General features: G+C 35.2%; 23 protein-coding genes. 19 read left to right on the top strand and 4 right to left on the bottom strand.

Going from position 1 to position 23322, the window contains the following annotated elements; genetic code table 11:
* Positions 1 to 27 precede the first annotated feature (27 nt).
* Entirely contained in the window at positions 28 to 522 is a 495-nt protein-coding gene (locus ACK4M9_RS13660) for a phosphatidylglycerophosphatase A family protein (RefSeq protein ID WP_409851522.1), read from the bottom strand.
* A 303-nt stretch (positions 523 to 825) separates the two neighbouring features.
* Between ACK4M9_RS13660 and yutH the strand changes: the two genes are divergently transcribed.
* From yutH to thrB, 6 genes are all read left to right on the top strand, one after another.
* Positions 826 to 1893 carry a spore coat putative kinase YutH gene (yutH, locus tag ACK4M9_RS13655; protein ID WP_409851520.1) on the top strand — a complete coding sequence of 356 codons (1068 nt, stop codon included), beginning with the start codon at positions 826 to 828 and terminating at the stop codon, positions 1891 to 1893.
* A 212-nt stretch (positions 1894 to 2105) separates the two neighbouring features.
* Entirely contained in the window at positions 2106 to 3086 is a 981-nt protein-coding gene (locus tag ACK4M9_RS13650; protein WP_409851518.1) for a 2-hydroxyacid dehydrogenase, read from the top strand.
* A gap of 3 nt (positions 3087 to 3089) precedes the next feature.
* The gene (locus ACK4M9_RS13645; protein ID WP_409851516.1) at positions 3090 to 3311 is read left to right on the top strand and encodes a DUF1450 domain-containing protein; all 222 of its coding nucleotides are present in this window, start codon (positions 3090 to 3092) and stop codon (positions 3309 to 3311) included.
* Between the two features lie 220 nt (positions 3312 to 3531).
* The gene (locus tag ACK4M9_RS13640; protein WP_409851514.1) at positions 3532 to 4836 is read left to right on the top strand and encodes a homoserine dehydrogenase; all 1305 of its coding nucleotides are present in this window, start codon (positions 3532 to 3534) and stop codon (positions 4834 to 4836) included.
* Entirely contained in the window at positions 4829 to 5893 is a 1065-nt protein-coding gene (gene thrC / locus ACK4M9_RS13635) for a threonine synthase (RefSeq protein ID WP_409851512.1), read from the top strand. Before ACK4M9_RS13640 ends, thrC begins: the two co-directional genes overlap by 8 nt.
* Positions 5890 to 6807, top strand: coding sequence for a homoserine kinase (thrB, locus tag ACK4M9_RS13630; protein WP_409851510.1), 918 nt, complete (start codon positions 5890 to 5892; stop codon positions 6805 to 6807). Before thrC ends, thrB begins: the two co-directional genes overlap by 4 nt.
* A 101-nt stretch (positions 6808 to 6908) precedes the next feature.
* Here the strand turns inward: thrB and ACK4M9_RS13625 are convergent, their stop codons facing one another.
* Positions 6909 to 7139, bottom strand: coding sequence for a NifU family protein (locus tag ACK4M9_RS13625; protein ID WP_409851508.1), 231 nt, complete (start codon positions 7137 to 7139; stop codon positions 6909 to 6911).
* A gap of 279 nt (positions 7140 to 7418) precedes the next feature.
* Between ACK4M9_RS13625 and ACK4M9_RS13620 the strand changes: the two genes are divergently transcribed.
* Positions 7419 to 7724 carry a YuzD family protein gene (locus ACK4M9_RS13620; protein ID WP_409851505.1) on the top strand — a complete coding sequence of 102 codons (306 nt, stop codon included), beginning with the start codon at positions 7419 to 7421 and terminating at the stop codon, positions 7722 to 7724.
* A gap of 525 nt (positions 7725 to 8249) precedes the next feature.
* Here ACK4M9_RS13620 and ACK4M9_RS13615 read toward each other — a convergent pair.
* Entirely contained in the window at positions 8250 to 9320 is a 1071-nt protein-coding gene (locus tag ACK4M9_RS13615) for an NAD(P)/FAD-dependent oxidoreductase (protein ID WP_409851502.1), read from the bottom strand.
* A 357-nt stretch (positions 9321 to 9677) separates the two neighbouring features.
* Here ACK4M9_RS13615 and ACK4M9_RS13610 point away from each other — a divergent pair, with 357 nt between their 5' ends.
* The 3 genes from ACK4M9_RS13610 (at position 9678) to dapF (ending at position 11212) form a co-directional block, all read left to right on the top strand.
* Positions 9678 to 9914, top strand: coding sequence for a YuzB family protein (locus tag ACK4M9_RS13610; RefSeq protein WP_409851499.1), 237 nt, complete (start codon positions 9678 to 9680; stop codon positions 9912 to 9914).
* A gap of 197 nt (positions 9915 to 10111) precedes the next feature.
* Positions 10112 to 10345: a hypothetical protein gene (locus ACK4M9_RS13605; protein WP_409851497.1), complete on the top strand. Its 234-nt coding sequence runs from the start codon at positions 10112 to 10114 to the stop codon at positions 10343 to 10345.
* Positions 10346 to 10378: 33 nt separating this feature from the next.
* Positions 10379 to 11212, top strand: a complete 834-nt coding sequence (gene dapF / locus ACK4M9_RS13600; protein WP_409851853.1) for a diaminopimelate epimerase — start codon at positions 10379 to 10381, stop codon at positions 11210 to 11212.
* Between the two features lie 188 nt (positions 11213 to 11400).
* Here the strand turns inward: dapF and mqnE are convergent, their stop codons facing one another.
* A complete protein-coding gene (gene mqnE, locus ACK4M9_RS13595; protein ID WP_409851495.1) occupies positions 11401 to 12495 on the bottom strand; it encodes an aminofutalosine synthase MqnE in 1095 nt (364 codons plus the stop codon).
* 270 nt (positions 12496 to 12765) lie between these two features.
* On the opposite strand from mqnE, the gene ACK4M9_RS13590 reads away from it, so the two are divergent.
* The 9 genes from ACK4M9_RS13590 (at position 12766) to ACK4M9_RS13550 (ending at position 22838) form a co-directional block, all read left to right on the top strand.
* Positions 12766 to 12930 carry an aspartyl-phosphate phosphatase Spo0E family protein gene (locus ACK4M9_RS13590; RefSeq protein ID WP_409851492.1) on the top strand — a complete coding sequence of 55 codons (165 nt, stop codon included), beginning with the start codon at positions 12766 to 12768 and terminating at the stop codon, positions 12928 to 12930.
* 215 nt (positions 12931 to 13145) lie between these two features.
* Complete coding sequence (locus ACK4M9_RS13585) at positions 13146 to 13505, top strand: HesB/IscA family protein (RefSeq protein ID WP_409851490.1); 360 nt, start codon at positions 13146 to 13148, stop codon at positions 13503 to 13505.
* A gap of 184 nt (positions 13506 to 13689) precedes the next feature.
* Complete coding sequence (locus ACK4M9_RS13580) at positions 13690 to 14727, top strand: tyrosine-type recombinase/integrase (RefSeq protein WP_409851488.1); 1038 nt, start codon at positions 13690 to 13692, stop codon at positions 14725 to 14727.
* Positions 14728 to 15098: 371 nt separating this feature from the next.
* On the top strand, positions 15099 to 16610 hold the full coding sequence (locus ACK4M9_RS13575; RefSeq protein ID WP_409851486.1) for a hypothetical protein: 1512 nt from the start codon (positions 15099 to 15101) through the stop codon (positions 16608 to 16610).
* Positions 16611 to 16972: 362 nt separating this feature from the next.
* Positions 16973 to 17623, top strand: coding sequence for a helix-turn-helix domain-containing protein (locus ACK4M9_RS13570; RefSeq protein WP_409851484.1), 651 nt, complete (start codon positions 16973 to 16975; stop codon positions 17621 to 17623).
* A gap of 402 nt (positions 17624 to 18025) precedes the next feature.
* Positions 18026 to 19198, top strand: coding sequence for a hypothetical protein (locus ACK4M9_RS13565; protein ID WP_409851481.1), 1173 nt, complete (start codon positions 18026 to 18028; stop codon positions 19196 to 19198).
* 638 nt (positions 19199 to 19836) lie between these two features.
* On the top strand, positions 19837 to 20448 hold the full coding sequence (locus tag ACK4M9_RS13560; RefSeq protein WP_409851479.1) for a lasso peptide biosynthesis protein: 612 nt from the start codon (positions 19837 to 19839) through the stop codon (positions 20446 to 20448).
* A complete protein-coding gene (locus ACK4M9_RS13555) occupies positions 20445 to 20675 on the top strand; it encodes a hypothetical protein (RefSeq protein WP_409851477.1) in 231 nt (76 codons plus the stop codon). Before ACK4M9_RS13560 ends, ACK4M9_RS13555 begins: the two co-directional genes overlap by 4 nt.
* Before the next feature lie 96 nt (positions 20676 to 20771).
* Positions 20772 to 22838, top strand: a complete 2067-nt coding sequence (locus ACK4M9_RS13550) for a P-loop NTPase fold protein (protein WP_409851474.1) — start codon at positions 20772 to 20774, stop codon at positions 22836 to 22838.
* Positions 22839 to 23322: the final 484 nt, after the last annotated feature.

The following is a 23322-nucleotide window of genomic DNA, read 5'->3' as shown; positions in this document are numbered from 1 at the left end:
AACAAACAAGACTTACGCTGTTTTTTATTACTCTACGTTTGCAGCTCGATGTGCCAAGCGACTTGAAGCTGCAGCAGCAATCGCACCGACGATATCATCTAAAAACGTATGGCACTGTTCGCCTTCTTTTTCGTTTAACTTTTCTAATATTCCAGGTTTTTGTTTATCGATATAGCCGTAATTCGTAAAGCCGATTGAACCATAAACGTTAACGATAGAAAGTGCGATAATTTCATCAACCCCATATAATCCTTCATCTCTTTGAATAATGTCTAATAGTGGCGGTTCAATTAAGTTTTTTTCAGCCAACATATCTAGTTGGATCCCAGTCAAAATCGCATTTTGAACTTCACGTTTGCCGAGAACTCTATCAACGTTTTCAATACAATCCTCCATCTTTAAATTTGTATGGTATTTTACTTGCAGAAAATAAACAAGATCTGCAATGTCATCTATTGTAACTCCTCGCTTTACTAACCAATCCCTAGCAGTTTTTTCTACGATATCCATCTCTTTTTTCATGGCAATCACCTAGTCCCTTTCTTTGCGATTAGTATATGCTTCTCATTATGTTGATGTTAAAACGTCTCTCATCTTCTAACATTGTTTGACTGCTTAAGCCCCTTTATTCAATCATATTTAAAACATTTGATTTAATGAGAAACATTTTGCCCAGATAAGTCATAGACTAACGAGTAGCACAGTATGTATACAGTAATAGTATTGGTGCACCTTGTGCACAGTTTAGGTGCCTGGCACCATAAAAAGACATTTTTAGTAATTTGTCCACCTACAGTGTACAGAAGCCGATGAGGGGTGACGGTTTTGTTTGAAAGAAATATTTTTGATGAATATAAGCTTTATTGTGAGCAACGATTTATGTTAGGTGATTATGAGGGGTTTACCGCGCAAGATAAACAATATTTTTTAGTTTCTGTTGATGAGATTGAAGACAACGAAATTACTGAGATGATAAAAATGGGAAATCATTTAACCGCAGTAGGGGATCACGAAATTGCAACCTTTGTGCCGACGGGTAATAATGCGCTAACAAGTTTTGTTGAGGGACAAAATAGAGTGCTTTTCCAGCTCCCGATGTATGTATCGCGCAGCAAAAAGCAAAAAGCCCTAGGTACTGAATTGGCACGGCATCACCAACGAGGCAAATCATATCCTCCTAGTCAAAAAAATGGCGGAGCTTGGTCTCAATATTGGACCAACCGTTTAACACAGTTAGAAAAGCTCTATGTGGATTTATCAAAAAATAAACAAAAACTTAGTTTCGATCAAGCGTTTATGGTTTCCTTTCCTTATTATCTAGGTAGAACTGAAAATGCAATTCAATATATAGTTGATAGTAACCTCGACTACCGGCAACAATTACAAATGGAACCTAAAACGATCTGCCATTATCAATTTTCAGCGAATTCGTGGCTAACGATTGATGATCGATCAGGTGCAGCGGTAAAAAGCCCGGTCGATTTTCTTTACGATTATCCTAGTAGAGATGTTGCGGAGTGGATAAGACAATTACTTAATCAAGAGGACGATCCTTATCGAAGGACTACAGAGTTCGTTAGAGAATATCAATCTGTAGAGCCGATATCGCCTTTAGGGTGGCGCTATATTTATGGTCGACTGCTATTTCCAATTGATTATTTCAAGATCATTGAAGGGTATTACCGAAGCGTTAACGATGAAGATGGCGATCACTACACAGATAAGCTTTTTGAACTATTCCAACAGGAAGTGAAAACAGAAGTTTTTTTGAGAGAGTTTCATCACAAAATATTGCCGAAGCATTGGCAGGCTAATGTTCCAAAAATCGATTGGCTAGAATCGACGAGACCGATAACTAGAAATAATCACCCTTCCTTCATTAGAAGGCAATGACAATTTATTTGTTCATTGCTTTTTTTGATTATTAATGTTGTTCTTTACTTAGCAAGGGAGGAACTAATGAAATTTTACTACGTAGTCCATTATTGTTTGAGATGAACATTCCCTATACGCTTTCTGGAATGCCCTTATGAAAAAAACATTTTTTTGATAAAATAGAAGTGTCAATGTGTTACAAAAGTATAGGGGATGAGGTTGGTTAAAGAATGAAAAAACCGTATGTTTTTATTACTAGAAGGCTCCCAGAAGAAACGCTAGGAAATCTGCAGGAATTCGCTGATGTTAGGATGTGGCCGTACGAGGAAGAACCGATTCCTCGCGAGACGCTTTTAAAAGAAGCAAAACGCGCTGATGGGCTTTTAACAATGCTCTCCGATAAAATTGATGCAGAACTACTTACGAATGCACCTCATTTAAAAGTAGTCGCAAATCTTGCAGTTGGCTATGATAATATCGATGTAGATAAGGCAACATCAAGAGGTATTGCAATTTGTAATACTCCTGATGTTCTTTCTGATACAACTGCCGATTTAACGTTTGCTTTACTAATGGCGACAGCAAGAAGGCTAATAGAATCAGCAGAATATGTAAAGGGCGGGCATTGGAAAAATTGGGGGCCGTTACTGTTAGCAGGAACTGATATTCATCATAAAACAATCGGCATAATTGGAATGGGACGGATCGGTCGCGCTGTTGCCAAACGCGCAACAGGATTTGAGATGGAAATTCTCTATCACAACCGTTCTCGTAACGAAGAAGTAGAACAAGAACTTGGAGCTGCCTATTGTAGCTTTGATGAAATTGTTGAAAGAAGTGATTTTTTAGTCTGTTTAGCACCGTTGACAGCTCAAACAAGAGGAATGTTTAACGAACAAGTCTTCAAAAAAATGAAGCCTAGCGCCATATTCGTAAATGCATCACGAGGTGATGTCGTTGATGAACAAGCCCTCTATCATGCCTTAACAAACGGTGAAATAAAAGCAGCAGGTTTAGATGTTTTCCAAAATGAGCCTATCGGCGCAGACCACCCGTTATTATCTTTACCGAATGTTGTGGCGATTCCTCATATTGGTAGTGCTAGTGTGGAAACAAGAATGGTTATGGCTGAACTCGCAGGGAGAAACATCGCAAATGTACTTACTGGCAATAAGCCTGAAGCAATCGTAAACGAAAAGGTTTTATCATAAAAAATGAACCGAATAGAGTGTTGTTACATAAACAGACTTAACGGCTCTGATGACTTGTTTTTGAAATTTGAAAAGCAAGAAAATATAAAGGTTGAGACATTTAGTTGCATAGGAAATTGCAATGTATGTTCAGATCATTTTCATTGTATTGTTAATGGAGTGCGTGTTGTTGCGAATACTGAACAGGAGCTTAACGAATTAATCCTGAACAATCTAATAAAATGATAAATTATAGGACAAGTATAAGAGTACTTGTCTTTTTTTATGTAAACGCTTTATCAATGTAAAACGAAAAACTATTTTAAAAAATCGGAAAATAGTCTTGTAAATCACCGTTTATCAGACTATAATGTCCATTATAGATAAACATATGTGCGTTTAAGGAGTACAAATTTTACTAGTATAAAAATACTAATAAATAGACGAGTAACGGGGAGTGATTACGTTGAACGGGAAAATTTCAATTGGATTATTAGGATTTGGCACTGTTGGTAGTGGAGTTGTTCAAATCATCGAAAACCATCAGCAAGAGCTACAGCATCAAGTCGGTGCTGAAGTTGTTGTTAGTAAAATCTTAGTCAAGGACGCATTAAAGCCGCGCGCCGTTGAAATCAATGAACAGCTTCTTACAGAAGATCCTGAGGATGTGATCGCTAATCCGCAGATTGATGTGATAGTCGAAGTAATGGGCGGAGTGAATGAAGCGAGAGAGTATATCATCCGTGCCCTAAGAAATAAAAAGCATGTTGTTACAGCGAATAAAGATTTAATGGCGATGTATGGAGCAGAGCTGTTAACAGTAGCATCGCAAAATGGCTGTGATTTGTTTTACGAAGCAAGCGTAGCCGGGGGTATTCCAATCATTCGTTCTTTAGTTGAAGGCCTGTCTTCTGATCGAATTACGAAAATGATTGGGATCGTTAACGGAACGACAAATTATATTTTAACGAAAATGAGCAATGAAGGCAGTTCATATGAGGATGTCCTTCAAGAAGCACAAGATTTAGGTTATGCTGAAAGTGATCCAACTGCTGATGTAGAAGGTCTTGATGCTGCGAGAAAGATGGCAATATTAAGCACGTTAGGTTTTTCGATGAACGTCGCCTTAGAAGATGTCTCTGTCCAAGGGATTTCCGCTGTTACAGAAGAAGATTTAGAATATGCCAAACAACTTGGTTATCGCATGAAGCTAGTTGGGATTGCCAAGCGTGATGAAGGTAAAGTTGAAATTAGTGTTCAACCAACATTGTTACCAAAAAATCATCCCCTAGCAGCTGTAAACGACGTATTTAATGCGGTTTACGTCTATGGTGAAGCGGTCGGTGAAACGATGTTTTACGGACCTGGTGCAGGTTCACTTCCAACAGCAACAGCAGTCGTTTCAGATATGATTACAGTGATGAAAAACATGCGACTAGGAGTGAATGGCCGAAGTGCATTGCCACCGTTACATGAAAAAAAATTAAAAACAGATGAAGAAATTGTTTCAAAATACTTTATGAGACTTCATGTTGAAGACAAAGCAGGTGCGTTTGCGGCAATTACAACACTTTTTTCAGAAAATAATGTTTCGTTTGAAAAGTTATTACAAATGCCGATTAAGCATAAAGATTTAGCAGAAGTGGTCATTGTAACCCATAAAACAAACAAAAAAACATATGAACTAATTCATAGTTGTTTAACAGATTTAGATGTTGTCAAAGATGTCATGAGCAGTTACCGAATTGAGGGGGTTAGCTACGATGAGTAGATGGAAAGGTCTTATTCAAGAATATAGAGAGTTCTTACCAGTAACAGAAAATACACCGCTCTTATCACTAAATGAGGGGAACACACCGCTAATAAGATTAGACACTCTTTCAGTGAAGTGGGGAGTCGACCTTTATGTAAAAGTAGAAGGAGCCAATCCAACAGGATCGTTTAAAGATCGAGGCATGGTGATGGCCGTTGCAAAAGCGAAAGAAGAAGGTAGTAAGACGATTATTTGTGCTTCCACGGGTAACACATCAGCAGCAGCTGCAGCATACGGCTCGCGGGCAGGGCTTCGCTCAATTATCGTCATACCAGAAGGAAAGATTGCCTTAGGGAAGCTTGCTCAAGCTGTCATGTATGGGGCTGAAATTTTTGAAATTAAAGGGAACTTTGACGATGCGTTATCAATCGTTCGTAAAATAAGTGAAGTAGAGCCGATCACACTAGTAAATTCGGTAAATCCATATCGTATAGAAGGCCAGAAAACAGCCGCGTTTGAGATTTGTGATGCTCTAGGTAAGGCACCGGATGTTTTGGCAATTCCTGTAGGGAATGCCGGTAATATTACTGCCTATTGGAAAGGTTTTAAGGAATACAATGAAAAGAAACAAACTGGTCTCCCCGAGATGCGTGGCTTTGAGGCTGAAGGTTCGGCAGCGATTGTTCGTAATGAAGTTATTGAAAATCCGGAAACAATTGCTACAGCCATTCGGATCGGAAACCCAGCTAGCTGGAAGCAAGCGGTAGATGCAGCGGAATCTTCAAATGGCGCGATCGATTATGTTACTGACGATGAGATTTTAGAAGCGTATCAATTACTCGCTAAAACAGAAGGCGTTTTTGCAGAGCCTGCTTCATGTGCTTCGCTTGCAGGATTAATGAAGCAATTAAAAAGTGGTGAAATTAAAAAAGGCGCCCAAGTTGTATGTGTACTAACAGGTAACGGCTTAAAAGATCCAACAACTGCAATGAGTACGATTGCCGTAAAACCAACAGTGTTACCAAACGACGAATCGGTATTCCTCGAGCAAATTCGAGGTGGTGTCTACCAGTGATCGATCAAAAAGTAAAGATTACCGTTCCAGCAAGTACTGCCAACTTAGGACCAGGCTTTGATTCAATTGGCCTAGCACTAAATCGGTATTTACAACTTGAAGTAACAAAGGCTAGTAAGTGGCTATTTTCCTTTGAAGGTCCTAATTTAGAGGGGCTATCGCCAGGAACTGATAATTTAATTTTTAAAGTAGCGCAAGAAGTAGCTACTAAATATCAGGTGACTCTCCCGCCCTGTCATGTAAAAGTAACGAGTGAAATTCCACTTGGAAAAGGAATGGGGAGCAGTGCTGCAGCTATTGTTGCTGCGATTGAACTTACGAATCAAATGGCGTCTCTCGATATGAGCGTGAAGGATAAAGTCAGGGAATCGAGTCTAATTGAAGGACATCCGGATAATGCTGCGGCATCAGTCTGTGGTGGACTTGTCATTGGTACCCACAGTGAAACAGAAACCTTTGTCATGCAGGGAGAACTGAATGATGTAGACGTGGTGATGATGGTGCCATCGCAACAGTTACTTACAAAGAAGGCACGAGGAGTTCTGCCAACTGAAATAGCTTTTTGTGAGGCAGTGTTGGCTAGTAGTGTAAGTAATGTTCTCGTTGGTGCGCTATTAACAAATAACTGGCCGCTTGCTGGTGATATGATGGTTCGAGATTTGTTTCACCAACCACATCGTGTAGCGCTTGTCCCAGGCTTACACAAAATCATCACAACGATTAAACAGTATGGTGCATACGGAGCAGCTCTAAGTGGTGCTGGGCCGACATTAATTGTCTTTGCACCATTTGGAAAAGCAAAACAAGTAATAGCAGAGCTTAAGAATGATTTTAGTGACTTTGAATATGATCAAGTAGAGGTCGACCATCAAGGTGTGAAGGTAGTTAAAGAAAACATTAAATGCAGAATATAGAATAAAAAAACCAGGCTCAAAAGTGGCCTGGTTTTTATCTTAGAATGATTGGCTCCAGCGCTCACCCAAATAAGGATAAGCATGTGGCTTCAATTTTCTAATTAAAATACTTGTTCGATTTCTTTAACGCCTGGTACTTCTTCAAGTAACGCTCTTTCGATACCAGCTTTTAAAGTAATTGTAGAACTTGGGCAAGTTCCACAAGCACCAGTTAAACGAACTTTAACGATACCGTCTTCGATGTCAACTAACTCAACATCTCCACCGTCACGTTGCAAGAATGGACGCAGTTTATTTAAAACTTCTTGAACTTGCTCTTTCATTTCAGCCATTTAAAACACTCCTTTCAGGTTCTTCTTCAATTATAATGTCCACAAATAAAAAAATCCATGAATCTGTTTAAGAATTTATAAAGTTAGTGGAAAAACGGAGTCGATTTCGTCGCAAATTGCAAAGCTGTGTCTCTATGAAAGCTTGCTGTACCTGGTAACCGGAGGCTAGTTAATGGTTTTCGCCGAAAATTGCAAGCTGTGTCATTATGAAAGCAGTAATTGTGTAAATCCTACTTTTGTATGGTACGATAAGAAAAATAATTTCCAGGAGGGATTTTTTTGAGTAATCCTGTAAAAATATATGTATATGGAGCAGAAGTGAAATGTGCCAGTTGTGTAAATCTACCGTCTGCGCTTGAAACGTTTGAGTGGATAGAAGCAGCTGTAAATCGTAAATATCCAAATAATCACTTTCAATTCATTTATGTTGATCTAAATGCACCGACAAACGAAGAAGAAAAGAAGATGGCTACTCACATTGTCGAAGAAGATTTGTTCTACCCCGTTGTTGTCGTAAATGAGGAGATTGTTGCAGAAGGAAACCCGAGGTTAGCTGATATTTACAAAGTATTAGATGAAATGTGATTGACTTAAAAATAAGGATTGGTTGAATAATGTATCTGTCTCAAATAATGCATAGTTGATTAATGTAATTGTTTCAAAAATAAGAGTTGGTTGAATAATGTAATTGTCTAAAATAATTAGTATTAGTTATTAATGGTATTTGTCTCAAAAATAAGGTTTAGTTGATGAATGAGACAGTTTGGATAGTAAATGATACAAATTGGCTAATAAAATGCGAATTTGGATAATAACCGATACAAATTGGATAGATAAACCCATGATTTGGATAGTAAATTCACAGGAACTCGAAATTAACCTAAAAATTCGCGCAGTAAAACTACAATATTTTTTAAAAAACGTGAATTCGTACAGTAAAACTCAACAAACTTGAAGCAAACACGTTAATTCATTCGCCGCAATCAAGAAAAGTTAAAACCGGCGAGTAAACCCGTAACTTTAAATAGTAAACTTGAAAATGAACGTGCACTTCGCAAGTCGCCAATACAAAAAGCTTGAGGCTGCCTCAAGCTTTAGCGATAAAATAGTTCATCCTGTATGATATTTATACATCCATAAGACACCGGTTTTTAGGACCCGAGGAACGCGTCCTAAAAGAGTTCGGTCGCCCATTACACCAAAGCCATGTTTTTTGCCTAGGGAACCGAGCACACCTTTAAGTTTTATTTTCGGCATTTTTTCTGGAAGTGGTTCATTATTGTGCATTTTTTCCATGATCATAACGATTTGTTCGCCTTGCGCTTCAGCTAGTTGAGCACTAGGTGCATGATCTAAGGCAGCACAATCACCAACGATAAAGACATCTTTATGCCCTTCAATATGGTGGTGTTTAGTAAGAATCGCGCGACCCATGGCATCTTTTTCGATTTTCAAATTTCGGACAACTTCGTTAGCTTGGATACCAGCTGTCCAAATGATTGCATCTGAATAAGTCGGTTGATTGTGGTTGAAGATAGTATTCTTTTCAAGTTTCGTTATATTCGCTTGATTTATTAATGTAACACCATGGTCAATAAGCCATTTTTGAACATATCGGTGAAGGCGTTCAGGGAACATTGAGAGAACCGTTTTTCCTCGGTCAAATAGAATGACTTTTATATCAGGTCTACTTTCTCTAAGCTCACTAGCTAACTCAACTCCACTTAAGCCGCCGCCGACAATCGATACCGTCCCACCAGGTTCGATGTCTTGGATTGTATGGTAAGCTACCCGAGCTTTTCTAATGCTTTGAATACTTAAGGAATGTTCCTCAGCACCAGGGATGCCGTGGTACTTATCTTCACATCCTAAACCAATAACTAGTTGATCAAAGGAAAGGGTTTCATCAGTATTTTTAAAGGAAACCTGTTTTTTATCTAAATTTATTGCTTGTACATCGCCATACTTTATATTAAGACGTTGATCAGTTGGAAATGTTACTCGCAAGTGCTGATCAGCCTCCGTACCAGCTGCTAATGCATAGTATTCAGTTTTCAAACAATGATATGGTACTTTGTCAACTAAGGTAAGTTTAAAATCTTGAAGTTTATTGCTTACTAACAGCTTTTGGATGATCCTCATACCACCATAGCCGCCACCTAACACAACGATATGTTTCATAGCACTATTCCCCTTTACGTTTCTATCCATGTTGTTAAACCATATATGGTAAATAATAAACATTGTAAACGTTTTAACAGTTCCATGAATTTCATAATTATTATTTTCGCTACTAAGTTCTAAAAGTAGTTCCATAAAACCATTGGCAACTACTTTTAGTTTGATATAGCTCGATTAAGGTAATTATGAAATTCATTTAGTTACTATAATAAAAATATAAAATGTCCACTTTAAATTTTAACAATTTTATGTCGATTTAACAACAAGTTTGTGACATATATATAGTGAATATATTATTTTAAAAAATTGACAACCGTTAAGTTAGATTGTAAATTTAATTTAGTAAGAGGTGAGAGTATGAGACCAATCATTGAATTTTGTGCGACTAACCTAGCAAGTGGCACCCATAAGGCGTTGGAAATCCTGGAAAAAGACCCGGATTTAGATATAGTAGAATACGGTTGTTTGAGTTTTTGTGGAAAATGCGCTGCCAGTCAATTTGCTTTAGTTAACGGTGAGGTTGTTACTGGTGAAACGAGTGAAGAACTAGTAAAAAAAATCTATAAATTCATCGACGAAAACTTAATTTTTTAACAAAAATAGGCGGTCCTAAAAGAGAAGTGTCCTTCACCCGAAGTGCTAAATATAGATATCTTTGATCTGTAATTAGTAATAGGATGGGTTGGTTATTCTCGGGGCGGCCTCTTTTTTTAATGCCTTGCTTCCTAAATAGATATTGGTGTTATAAAATAATGAGAACACTGTTAGTTAATTTTAAAAGGAGTGAAGGGATGATCCCGTTTGAAAATACTTGGCCGTATGAGCGGTCTGGAAAAGATATTTATATTGATACTTGCCCTTATTGTAAAGCTACTAATGTCCTAACAAATATGAAAAAGTATGATTTAGAAAGAGCGAAAGAACAAATTAAAACGTATCTCATCATGCCTTGCTGCCTAGAAAAAATGACAATTCTCGAAGCTGATGAAGATTACTTTTGGACAACTGAGCGTTTAAGAAAATAATGTTAGCGGGGGATTAGCTTGAAATTTACGAAAATGCATGGATTAGGGAACTGTTATATATATGTAAATATGTTTGAGGAAGTGCTTGAGGAAAGTGAGTTAGCTCCTTTAGCAATTAAAGTTGCTAATGTTTATACCGGGATTGGGTCTGATGGAATGATTTTAATTTGCCCATCTGAAAAAGCACCGATAAAAATGCGTGTATTCAATAATGATGGCTCGGAAGCGAAAAATTGTGGCAACGGCCTTCGTTGTGTTGCAAAGTACGCTTATGAAAACAAGCTTGTTACCGAAAAAAATTTTAAAATTGAAACATTAAGTGGTTTAGTGCAAGCACAAGTTCATGTTAATGATAATGACATGGTAGAACTTATTACAGTTGACATGGGAGAGCCGCGGCTTAATCGTCAAGACTTACCGATGCTTGGTGGACCGAACAGTCCAGTTATTAATGAACCGTTTCAGCTTGAGGAAGAAACGTACTTTATTACAGGAGTATCTATGGGGAACCCTCATGCGATCATTTTCGTTAATGATATTGATACTTCACCAGTAGAGACAGTCGGTCCGAAAATTGAAAAGCACGAGCAATTTCCGGAATGGGTGAATATTGAGTTTGTAGAAGTTGTTTCTGAAATCGAACTAAACTTCCGCGTTTGGGAGAGGGGTTCTGGAATAACTCAAGCATGCGGAACTGGTGCCTGTGCAGCAGTTGTAGCCGCGGTTTTAAATAACTACGCAAAACGGGGAACAGAGGTAACTGTCCACCTTCTAGGAGGAGACTTAATCATTAACTGGACGGAAGCCGGGAACCTTTTAATGACCGGACCTGCGGAAACGATATGTGTAGGAACTTATCGGAAATAGAAGTTAAACCAAGCTGTAGTTTTTAAACTCAGAATTAAATTGGAGAAGTCTTTTTCGTGCGCAGATAATCACCTCAATAGTGAAGACTTTTGCGCACAGATAACAGAACGACGTAATGAAGGTTTGCTAAAACGATTGGATCGTCAAAACGTCAAAAAAAACATTAAAAAAAGGCCATTGGCCTTTTTTTAATACTCTCTAATAATATTGTAAAACGTGTCGCGTTCAATTGGTTTTTTGTTGGCGCCTTTAATTAGGTGAACGAGCTCGTCCCTTGTTAAGCCCTGGGAGGTGATTGCACCTGCAGAGTGGGAAATTCGCTCTTCGATTAATGTCCCGTGAATGTCACTTGAGCCGAAGGTTAATGCCATTTGTGTTAATTGAACACCGATGTTAATCCAGTACGCTTTAATGTGGTCAAAATTATCTAACATTAGGCGACTGATGGCTAATGTTCGCATATCGTCAAAAGCAGATGTACGACGTTTTAGACTTGCACTAGCACTTTTTGGTTGAACTGCTAATGGAATAAACACCATAAATCCGTTTGTTCTGTCTTGGAGCTGACGAAGGCGGTCCATATGAATGAGACGCTCTTCTTGGGTTTCAATAGAACCGTATAGCATTGTCGCATGTGTTTTTAGTCCTAGGCCATGCGCGATTTCATGGGCCTCTAGCCATTGGTCAGTTGATGCTTTATCAGGGCTCATTTTTAAACGATAGCGTTCAGTCAGTATCTCGGCGCCACCACCAGGCATTGTATCAAGACCTGCTTTAATTAACTCTTTTAAGACTTCTTCCATTGATAAACCAGAAATACGCGAGAAGAATTCAATTTCTGCTCCTGTATAAGCTTTAATCGTACAGTTTGGATAGTGTTTTTTTAACGTGCGAATGGTATCTAAATAATAATCAAATGGGACTTGATCATTATGTCCACCAACTATATGGAATTCGCGAACATTATCGTTCCAGCGATGTTCAACGTAATGAAGAAGCTCGTCCATACTCATTGTATAAGCACCTTCTTCTCCTTCTTTACGTTTAAAGTGGCAAAAACTACAAGTAGCTTCACAAACGTTGGTTGGATTAATGTACATATTCTCAATGAAATAAACGTTATTACCATTTTTCTTTTCGTTAACCGAATTAGCAAGCTGGGCAACGGACAGAAGATCTGGTGTTTCAAAAAGGTATAGTCCATCTTCAATTGATAGACGTTGGCCACGTTGTACTTTTTCAGCAATTTCTTGCATTTTTTTATCTAAAGTTAAAATAGACAAAGTATATTCCTCCGTTCGTTAGGTACATTTCTTTCTCATAAGGCCAAAAGTATATATGTTATATGTGATTCGGAATAAGAAAACTACTACTCTATATTATCATTATCTTATTTCGGGTGTAAAATAATATTGCTGATAGTGTTCATAGAATAGTTATAGTTTTCCCAAAAATTGCAGAAAAAAGTAATTGTAAAATCTTTGTAAATTCGTTAAAATAAAGTTATTGTTTCGGACAGGCTGTACTAAATACCTAGGACAAGGGGTGTGTAGATGAATAGAGACGGGCAGCAAGAAATGTATTTGCAACAAATAGAAGAGCTCCGAGAAAAAATGATTTCTACTGCGCTCGAGTATGGAATGAATCACCCAAAAGTGTTGTGGTATAGTCAAAAGATTGATGAAAAACATAACTACATCCTAAAGGAAAAAGTATAAATTATAAAGTTAAGCACAAGAACTCGTTTTCTTGTGCTTTTTTCATTGAGTTTGTATACTATATATAGTATAAAGTTTCCTTTGAAATATTTTAGTGGTGGTGTCAGCACCAGTAGAAGTGAATTACACAACGTTGTATATAATAAACTACAGGGAGCTATTCCGATTGGCTAAACACAGTGGTATTAAGAACGAAAATTAAAGGAGGAATATAAATGCTTGTAATTTCAGAAGTGGCAGCAGAGAAAATTAAAGAAATGCTAGCTGAGCAACAAGAAGAAGGCCAAAAATTGTATTTGCGTGTTGGTGTTAAAGGTGGAGGCTGCAGTGGTCTTTCATATGGTATGGGTTTTGATGCAGATGTAAAAGAAGATGACATTCATGCGAATCATCATGGAGTAGAAGTAATTGTTGATCAAGAGAGCGCACCTATGTTAGATGGTGTTCAAATCGACTTTAAACAAAACATGATGGGCGGCGGCTTTACAATCGATAATCCGAATGCCATTGCAACATGTGGTTGTGGATCTTCATTTAAAACGAAAGATAATCAAGGTACACCAGAAGAGTGTTAAGTTTTTGACTAAGTGTTAAGATGGACAAATGTTTGTTCGGGGTTGTGAATTACGGCATGATTTTGAGTGTTTACAACCCTTAAAATCTGCAATAACAACCCTAATTAGGGTAAATCTGGGTTGTGAATTACGAGCCTTCTCGATAGTTAATGTGGTTAACATTACTATTTGAGGAGGCTTTTTTATGTCTTTAAACAAAAGAGTGAAACGAAAACCAGTAGGACGTATAACAGATGAAACAGAATATCCAAAACTAACAATGGAGCAAGCGATTGACCTAGTTGTTGCTGGAAAGAGTGCAGAAGGGTTAAGAGAGAGAACCTTGAGGGATTACAGAAAGGACTGGAGGTACTTTGTTACTTGGCTACAAAAGAATTATGAAGTAGAGACGGTAGATGAATTGACTCCGCAAATATTTAGGGATTACATTAACTATTTAAAATATGATGCACCTAAGTACGATGGACATAAATTTATTAAAAATGAGCATGGAACAGGATTATCAGATACAACAATTAATATTAGATTAAGGGTTTACCGAGCAATGTTTAATTTCTTGGAGCGAGAAGAATTGATCGCAGTAAATCCGATGTCAGGAGTTAGATTGTTGAAGCAAGATATTGATCTTACAAATTGCTTTACGGATGAAGAGGTAAAGGAAGTTTTAAAGCAACCACATCAACGTGATTTTGTTGGGTTTAGGGATTATGTAGCTATGATACTCTTATTAGATAGCGGTATTAGAGCAAATGAATTGCTTAGTCTACGTGCTGAAGATATTGATTTCCAAACAAGGTTCATTACTCTTACTGGAGAAAGAAATAAAAATAGAAAGCCACGTATTGTACCTATTTCAGCTCATACAGTTAAGTTACTATTGCAGTTAATTAGTGAGAACAAAAAACATTTCTCTACAAATAGAGTGTTTCTATCATCATATGGAGAACCACTCGGGCAAAACCATTTTAATAAACGGTTGAAATATTACGCAGATAAAGCTGAAATCAAGGGCAAGAAAGTAACTGCCCATGTTTACCGACATACATGGGCAAAGAATATGACGCTTAACGGCTGCGATAGCTTCACTTTACAAAAAATGGGTGGTTGGTCTGATATCAGAACTATGCGTAGGTATATTCAAATGGATACAGATGATCTTCGCAAAAGTCATGATATTTACTCACCTGTGATGAATTTGGTGAAGAAGAGAAAGAGTGAATAGTTGATACAAGATTTTAAAGTGGGAACGAATTTAGGTAACAAATTTATTATAAAATCCTTTGAGTATTTTGGAAGTGTAGAGGGGTGAAAGAGAGCAGTCACTAGTTGATGCTCTCTATTTTTTTAAGGTTTATTATATCGAAATACTTTTGTTCTAATCATAACTAAAAATACCTTTAAACTAAGTCTATTATTGCAATACTTTTGTTTAATTTTATGAATATTTTGACTAATTTATTTATTTTTAATATAATTATTTCAATCTTGTTAATGTAGAGTGGATTTGTGTACTAACATAAAAACATTACCTAGAGATACTGAAGAAACCTTAAGTAAATTCCTTAAAATTATCAAAAGTGGGTGATTGTATTTATGGCAATAATTGAAAATGATATTAAAATTACACTTAATGGTGTTAACGTTCGATATTTTGAAAGTCTAGGTTACAAAATTCCTAGGCAATTGAATAATCGAGGTAAGTTAATCATTCCGAAAGGTACTAATATTTTAGTGAAAGTTAAGGATTTGATGTCAGGTAGCAGTGTAAGGGTAACAAAGGTATGCGATATATGTGGTAAAAAAGCAACTAACCCAATGGCATATGGCTTAATTCTTAAGAGTAGAATGATTTCTGGTGGTAAAGATACATGTCAGACATGTGGAATTAAGAAAAAGCGGATGAATTACATTCTACAGGCAGATTGTCTGAGTGTTACACATCCTCATATCATGGATATGTTGGTCAATAAGGAAGATGCCTACAACAATACTTATGCTTCTAGGAATGAATTAGAGTTTAGGTGCAATGAATGCACCCATGTATTCTATAAAAAAGTCATAAATGTTACCAGATATGACAATGGATTATCTTGTCCATATTGTTCAGACGGAATTAGCTATCCAGAAAAGTTTATGAGTAGTTTATTACTGCAATTGGGAACTGAATTTGAACAGCAAAAGATGTTTAAGGGATGGTTTAAAAAAGGTGTTAAAAAATACTATGATTTCTATCTGGAGAAGTTAAAATGCATTATTGAGATTCATGGTAGACATCATTATGAAGAAACATTTGAAAGATTGGGTGGAAGAGTAAGAAGTCTAATAGAGGAACAAGAAAACGATAGAAATAAAAAAGCAAAAGCTATAGAAAAGGGAATAGACGAAGACCTGTATATAGTAATAGATGCTAGAGTGTCTAAAATAGACCACCTAAAAAATAGTATTCTAAATAGTGAAATTGGCAAGTTATTCGACCTGTCAAATGTTGACTGGAAAAAATGTCATAAAGGTGCTTGTAAATCACTTGTTAAAACTGTCAGTGATGAATGGCACAACGGTAATAGAAGTTCAAAACATATAGCGAAAAAATTGCATTTAGATAAATGTACAGTGATAAAATACCTCAAGCAAGGTTTTGAGATTGGTTGGTGCGACTACAACGTAAATAATGAACGAAATATAAGAGCAGTCGTTCAAATATCTCTAAAAGGAGAGTTTATTAAAGAGTTTGAAAGCATGGAGAAAGCTTGTAAGGAAGTTAGAATAGGCAAAGGTAATATGTCATTAGCGTGTACAGGCAAGTATAGGCATACAGGTGGATATAGATGGATGTATAAAGAAGTTTACGAAAATCTAACAGAGGATGATAAATTCAACCTTCGTATGACAGAGGTGAAACTTGTAAACCAGAAGAAAGAGGTTTATCAATTAGATGAAAACCTAAATATAATAAACATGTTTAAATCAATTGCAGAGGCGAGAAGACAAACTGGTGTAAAAAAAGTAGGAGAAGTTTGCAATGGAAAGCGAATGATTGCAGGTGGTTATAAGTGGATGTTTATAAATGAATACATAGAAAAACTTAGGGACAGATGTGAAAATTAATAAATATATTATTAGTACTCTAATTCACATGAACACGGTGTTAAAAACCTCGATACGAGACGGATAATTGCCCTAATTAAAGCAATGTTTATCGTATAAGTAGCGAAACAGATTGCTATTTTATTCGTCTAGTTCTAGAGCGTTCAAGGGTAATATTAAATAGTAATGTAAGGGAGAGGATAGTTGATTATAGCTATCTTCCTTTTTGTGGTAACTGATAACTATAGTCGATATAAGTAGCGAAATATTATATATAACGTTTTGGTTTATTTTTAGATTAAATAAAAAATTTAGTATATTGACTTACAAATGTAAGTCGTGGTATAAAATAATTAGACTTACATTTACTAGTCAAGAAGTGTATGAGTGGAGTGATTATTATTATTGGTCTCGAAAAGCTTGCTAAAACATTTGGTTTGAGCGTTAATCAGATAGCACAAGAACTCGGTATAGGTAGACAAACTGTCTATGATTGGTTCAAAGGAAAAAGAAAAATTCCTAAAGAGCGTATTAAACAATTGTCAAAAATTCCACAATTTACTCATGTAAATAAGGGTCTATTTCAAAAAGAAATAGATGAGGCAGATGGATTGGAAATTCAAACAGCTTACTTCCAACATCTATCAGCTAAACATTCGGAAGAGCTAGTGGATGATGAAGGGATTACTTTTACCTTAGACCCTTATTATCAAGATAGAATAGCAATAGAAGTACTTAAGGAAAGAGCAGCGGAAATGAAGCGGACAAAGGAATTATTACAGGATGATAGTTATATGGAGGAGTTAAATTCTTTTACTAATGAACATTACTTACTTGGTTTAGCTGCGTTAAATGATACATTTCAAGAGAATGATGCCACGAAGATAAAGTTGGCAACAGATTTCCTAAGAATGCTTAATTTTAACCACATGACAAATGAATTGCATATAGACATGAAAGAGTTGCTCCACAAACATGATACGTTAGCAAGGGAAGATGGATGGATGAAATTTATAGTAGATAATGAGAAGTAACATTACAATATTGCGAGAGAATGTTTAGGTAGCATTGATTTAAGTGGGGGAAATAAACAACTTATTGTGTTTCTCCATTAATAAAATAAGTTCTAAATAAAGGGGATTCGCTTCGCTCACTTCTACCGCCTCCCTATGGTCGTTGCTGGGACGTTCCCTGCGGTCACTTCGTCACCTAAAGGTGTCGCCCCTATCAAACTCAACAGTAAAAATAATAATGTATAAAGATGAAAATAGTGTGCATCTATTACCATAATATAAATGATCTATTAATTTATATTAAGATAAAACTTGCACACTATCGCAATGTCTTAATCACTAGTAAAAACATAAATAACTTATGTAAGGAGTGAGTAAAATGGCTGTCAACTACAGTCCTCTAATTGAAAGTAGGTAATAATATTGGAACAAAAAATTAAATTTACTACAGAAGAACTAGTAATGGAATTTGGAACAAAGGCTCAAAAGGCTAACTTCAAAAGGGATGGTAAACTTGGGTCAAGAACAAGGGAGTCAATTATTAAAACAGCCGAGCAGTATTATACTATAGAAATTGTGAGGCGAGGAAGAAATAACGTATACGTTTGTAAAAAGCGTATTGAGAAGGTTATGAAGAAAGATGGTCGTGTAAGAAGCGGTCGTGAACAAGTTGAACATAGAATTCCAATGGATATAATTGTAGCAACTCACTTAGAATTCGATATGACGGAAAATGCAAGTATGAGTTTAGGTAAATGGGCGGTTGAATTTGGAGTAATCACTAATCTTGAATACGACCTATTATGTTCTAGACACAACAGTAAGGTACGTCAAAAGCATATTGATGTAGCTATTGGAAACGGTATTATTGAAGATGACCAAACAAAGCTATTAGATGAGTTTACGCAGTACTGCCTTGAGATATATGGGCAACTCGTTAAGACACTTGAGCATATGAAGAAATGCGGTATTATCGTATTTTATGAAAACTGGAAAGGTTATGGTAACAAAGGTAAGATTAACATTTGCCCCGAAACAATGAAACGCATTCAGAGGTTAAGACGAGAATTAATGATGAAGCATAATGTTGTGGAATTCAATCTAACTGCACACTATAACGCTAGAAAGGTTAAAAACTTCAAGCGTGAATGGAATGAGGCACTTGCAGAAGTGAAGGACGAATTTAACAATGTCCTAGGCATTGAGTTATATTGGAAAGAGTACGCTCTTATATTGAAGGCTACAAGTAAAGCATTACAGCAATATCTTGAAACCTATTGTGTTGATGTTTTAGAAGCATATATGAAAAATAAAGACCTATTTATTAATGAAACTGAAGAAGATTATGTACTTAAACGTAAAGCAAATTTCATGAAGAAGGCTGAGAAACGCCACAAACAAAAACTTAAGGATTATGAGCAAAAGATTGAGTTTTGTAATAAAGAAGATGAAGAAATGATTAAATACTTCTACACACAGAAGGAACTTGAAGACATCATTGCAGGATATGACCTAGGCGTTAAGAGGTTGCACATACAGTACCTCTACTTGGAGCGGATGGGACAGTTATTCGATATGTATAATAAATGTCTATAAGAATTAATGAATTTTTGAAGGAGACTCTTTTAGAGGCTCTTTTCGTATAGACTGTTGCTATTTCATACTCCTAAAAGGTGCTAAATACTAGATTAGGAGGTGTTAAAAGCTGTGGAAAGACGTTTATGCTGACTTTGCGGATTTACCGAGCATTGAGCAAATAAAGTTATTTAATCGACTGAAAGAAGCGTTCTTCTCTCCGATGAAGATGAAATGATACATTCTTGTTTCTATTGGAGAAACAAAACTTTATCTGCTCTAAGTTCGTTAGGGTTTCAAGGTTTAAAAGGGATTGTAGAAAGTGATTAGACTTTCTTCAAGGACTCTTTATAGTTCGTAGAAAAGTATTGTTTAGTAAAGAACTCCACTTTTTATAACCTACAAGTAGTCCACTTAATAGCAATAGTGGAATAACATAATACGCACAATTATTAGCCCTTTAGCGCTTGATTTTTACTGGTGATGGGGTTTTAACAAAGTCTTTAATTATCCTTTAGAATTAAAAGGGAGAGCATTATTAATATATATGGTATAATTTACCTGTAGATTAATTTAAGTCTTAGATTGTTTTTTAATAGCTATATACAACTTATAACAATGAGAATAATGGAAACTATCAGTAATAGGGGGAGAAAGTAATGGCTATAACAATGAAGGATCGTTTAGGTTCTAGATCATTTGGACATGTCGCTACTTTGGCAAAATTATCAATTAGTGATATAGATATTGATATAGAGAAAAGCAGGGAACTAAAGAATACATTTAACATAATATTAGATCACTTTTCTAACAAGCCAATGCGTGGCGGATGTCATTTCTATTCTGCTGCCATGTATATATTATTAGAAGAACAAGATATAAACTCGCAATTAGTGATTGGAATGGTGAAAGATGAAGCATTTCCAGTAAGTTTTAGCCATTCTTGGCTAGAAATAGATGGGGAAGTTTTTGATATTGCTATTATGTTTCCTCATTATATGGATGGGCAACCTCCTGTATTTGCTAGCGTTGATTTAGATACAAGTGAAAAAACACTTAGAAGATATGGATTGGGTAAAAACCTTCGCAAAGATGATAAATCTGGTCTAAATGCATTAAATTTGAGTATTTCAGATTATTTAGATGGATATCCTCAAGGGAAGGATTTTCTTTGGAGGGAAATTCTTAGGATGGGAAAAAGAATATTCAAAGGTAAAACTATACAAGATTTAAGAGAAAAATATAATGATAAATCTAGAGTATTAAAATGAAGAAATATAGAGATTGGGTGAATAGAGTGCAGGAGTTTATTCTAGTTGAAAAAATTGATGAAGTTAAGGAAATGGTTTGTAAAAAGACAAGTTCCCTTCCTTATAGATGGCTTGCAAAAAAGTATGGAAAGTTCAAAGAAAACTCCGATATACATATTTTGAAAGGAGACGAACCTTTATCTCCTGTTGATTTAGGCGGTATATCTGAAGGGGTTAATCTATTTTAAATCCCCCCGCTAGAGCCTATTGAGAGGTTTCTTAAATTTTATTAGAAAGTTCAACTATAGTCACCCGATAATAATTTAAATAAGGAGTAAAAATCTATGCAACAAATAGTTGATGCAATTGTAGATTATGTGAATAAAGAAAATACAGATTTTGCAGTAATGTTAGATGGAAGCTGGGGTAGTGGTAAAACCTATTTCTGGGAGAATACGTTAAGACCAGCAATAGAAAAGCAAAAAAAAGGAGATAAGAATTTTAAAACAATTTATATTTCTTTATATGGTATCGAAAACCTCAATGATATAAGCAAAAGTATATTTTATGAAGTCTATTCTCCTACCAATGAAAAACTCAAGAAAATATCTCAATCAAAAGTTGGGAATGCCATTTCAGAAATGGGTAAAATGTTAATAAATGCGGGTAGTGGATTGGTAAATATGAATCTTCCAAACTCGGGGGATATAAATTACGATAAACTGTTTGATTTGGAAAATAAGATACTGTGCTTTGATGATTTAGAACGGGCAAATTTCGATATTTCTCAAATTTTAGGATATATAAATAACTTTGTAGAGCATGACCAAACTAAAGTCATAATACTTTGCAATGAGAAAGAAATTTCCAATAACTTAATTAGTAATAATTTAGAGTTAAAGACTCTTGTTTCAACTTATGTTCTAGATAAAGCTGGGAGATTTACCTCTAAAGAATCGTTACAGGAAGAGAATTTAAAAACTCAGAGTGATTTAATAAATCAAGGTATAACTGACATTTTTGATAGGAGTAATAATTATAAAAGAATTAAAGAAAAGTTAATAGGGAAATCATTGAGATATATAGCTGAATATAAATTAATAATTGAAAATATAGTAAAATCGCTTTCTGACAATAATACTTATAAAAGTTTCCTTAATGATAATTTAGAAATTGTATATAGAACGTTTATATTAAGCAATACTTATAATATTAGAATTTTAAAACAATCTCTATGGGATTTCGAAACAATATACCTTTCTTCTAATACCTTTTATCCAAATATAGACATTGGAATATTAAAAAGAATGCTAATTTTTAATATTGCTTTATCGCTTGAAATTAGATCTGGTAAATTAGTAAATCTTTTTGACGGTATAAATTCAAATGAAGAACTTCAGTCAAAACTAATTATGAATAAAATGACTAATGAAAATAAAACTTCTATTGAAGAGGAGTTTATAAATAGATATTTTCCTAAGAGTATTTATAATTTTACGATCTTTTTTAATTCAATTGATAAATTAGTCAGGGAAGGTATCCTTCATAAGGATGTTTTAAAACGTGAGCTTGATAGACTTATGCAAAACGATAATACACCTCCACATTACAAACTTATGAAGAGTTTTTGGGATTTAACTGATGAAGAATTTAATTCTGCACTACAATTAACGTATAACAATGTTATAAATGGGGATATTGCTTTCCAACACTATTTAAGATTGTTTATTGTTTTTAATCAAATAAGTAATATGGGGTTACTAAAAAAAAGTAGAGAAAATATAAAAAAGGATATTTTCCAAGGTTTGAAAAAAGCAGGTCAAAAGGGAAGATATTTTGAGGATATAAATATTACTTTTTTTAATATGGGAGACATTGAAGAAGATGAAGATATACGCCTTCTTAAACAGGAAATAGTAAAAATAAATCAAAATCTGCTAAATAAAGCAGAACAGGAAGCGGTAATTTTTCTAATAGAAGAAATTAATCGCAATCAAAGTGAAGGGCTTATAAGGTTACGAAAAGAATATATGTATAAGCCGTTTTTTTGTTATTGTAAGATAGATATATTCTATAGTGTAGTAGTCGCACGGTTATCAAATTCAAATCTCACAGTCCTTAGAAATTTTATCATTAACAGACATAAAACCTATGATGAAAAACTTATTAAAGATTTTTCTAACTTGCTAAAGTTAAAAAAATATATAGACCATAATATACAAAATAAAAAAGTAACGTTATCTTTAGCTTTACTTAATGAACTATCTACTACAATTGAAAAGGTAACAAATGATTTAGAAAATACAAAAACAACAACTTCTAAAAAACGTAGAGGAAAGTATAATCAAAGGAGAGGAAGATTCAATAAAATTAAAAAAAGAGTTAGAGATAGAAATAAGAGAAAATTTTAGTTGGAATTCTATTAAAAAGGACATTCTAGTATCCAAAGAGAAGAAGCGATTGTACTTGCTGAGATGACAAAAACCTTTGTACGTCTTGAAAGAAAGCTAGCTATGCCTCAAGTGAATAATATATAAGTTTGATTTACTTAAAATTTCATCAAAATAAATTAAAGGAGGATTTCTTAATTGAATTTCTCCTTTCTCTGTACAGGAGCGGGTTATTGAGCGTTGGGACTGAAATTTGAAAACATCATTACAAACTAAATAAAACTGTGATTTTATTAAGGGTAACTATCCCTAACCTCCCCGCTGGTTTAGTTCAAAGCTAAATGAAAAAAAGATGTAGTTCTAAGTGGAACGAAGTGTCATTTTTGTATTTGATAAATTAATTTTGAGCCACTTTTTAAGCGTTTGATCACATAAAAAATGAGCCACATAATTTCCAATTTCACTAACCTCTCTTATAGTAGAAAGTGACCAAACTACCTACATT

Source organism: Anaerobacillus sp. (genome assembly GCF_046314235.1).
Taxonomy (GTDB): Bacteria; Bacillota; Bacilli; order Bacillales; family Anaerobacillaceae; genus Anaerobacillus.
This window is presented reverse-complemented; position numbering and strand designations above follow the sequence as displayed.